At 76.6% G+C, this 1,195-nt stretch carries 2 protein-coding genes; one reads left to right on the top strand and one right to left on the bottom strand.

Annotation, left to right across the window (positions count from 1 at the left end; all coding sequences use genetic code 11):
• Positions 1-709 (top strand): helix-turn-helix domain-containing protein (locus K7862_RS37030; RefSeq protein ID WP_222970194.1); only part of this gene is annotated, 709 nt, incomplete at its 5' end.
• A 39-nt stretch (positions 710-748) separates the two neighbouring features.
• Here the strand turns inward: K7862_RS37030 and K7862_RS37025 are convergent.
• A partial coding sequence (locus K7862_RS37025; RefSeq protein ID WP_222970192.1) for a Uma2 family endonuclease occupies positions 749-1,195 on the bottom strand: 447 nt, incomplete at its 5' end.

Genomic DNA, 1,195 nt, shown 5'->3' with positions numbered 1-1,195 from the left:
ACGGGCCGTGCCGGGGGCGGCGGCCCTCGTCCTCGTCCCGGACGGCTCGCACGGGCCGGCGGCTCCGTACCGGGCGGCGGCCGCGGGCCGGACCGACCCGGTCGCTCTGCTGGTGCGGCTCCGCTCGCCGCAGCACGTGGCCCCCGCGCGGGCCGCCGCGGTCCGGCTGCTGGAGGCGCTGGCACCGGGCAGCGGAGCCTCCGGCGGGGCAGGATCCGACGCGAAGGACGGCCGGTCCGTGGCGCCCGGCGGGGACGGTTCCCCGGCCGGCGGTCCGCCGGCGGCCGGGGCGGCGGCCGGGGCGGTGGCCGGGGTGAGCGGCGGACGGGAGGGGCTGGGCGCGCTGCCGGAGGCCTGGCGGGAGGCGCGCGACGCCGCCCGGGCGGCGCGGGCCCAGCCCGATCTCGGGCCGGTCGCCGGCTGGGCCGACCTCGGCGCGTACCGCCTGCTCACCGGCCTGCCCGCCGCCTCGGCGCCCGACCCCGCGGTCGCGCCGCTGCTCACCCCCGACCGCCGCGATCTCGCCCGCACCGCGGAGGTCTACCTCGACCTCGCGGGCCAGGCGGCCCGCACCGCCGCAGCCCTGGCCATCCACCGGCAGACCCTCTACTACCGGCTCTCCCGCATCGAGGAGCTCACCGGTCTCGACCTCGCCGACGGCCGCTCCCGCCTGCTGCTCCACATGGCACTGAAGGCCGCCCGGCTGTAGCCGGACGGCCTTCGGAGGCGGGCGGCGCCCGGACGCGGGCTACATGTCGTCGATCGCGGCGAGGTCGATGTCGATGGTGAAGGGGGCGGGGAGCTTGAGGCGGTCGTGGAAGATGCCGACCGGCACGTAGGCCGCCGTCACCGGGTCCAGTTCATAGGCGTAGACGATCGGCCGACGACCGTTGCCCTGTTCGACACGCCAGAAGTGCCGGATGCCCGCCTCCGCATAGAGCTGCGGCTTCCGATGGGTGTCCCGGGCCTCCGACTCCGGCGACACCACCTCGATCGCCAGCACGACGTCCTCGGCGTGGAACGCTGTCTCGTTGCCCGCCTCGGACACCGCGTCCCGGCGCACGACCGTGACGTCCGGCTCGGGCCGGTTCCGTTTGTTCACCACGATCGTCATCTCGCGCCCCACCCGGAGGTCGGCCGGAGTCTGGGTCCGCAGGCTGTGCGCCATCAAGTCGACGGCGAGCATGTGGAAATA

This window comes from Actinacidiphila acidipaludis (assembly GCF_019890725.1).
Classification (GTDB): Bacteria; Actinomycetota; Actinomycetes; order Streptomycetales; family Streptomycetaceae; genus Actinacidiphila; species Actinacidiphila acidipaludis.
The sequence above is the reverse complement of the archived record's forward strand: the minus strand, read 5'-3'. Positions and strand labels throughout refer to the sequence as shown.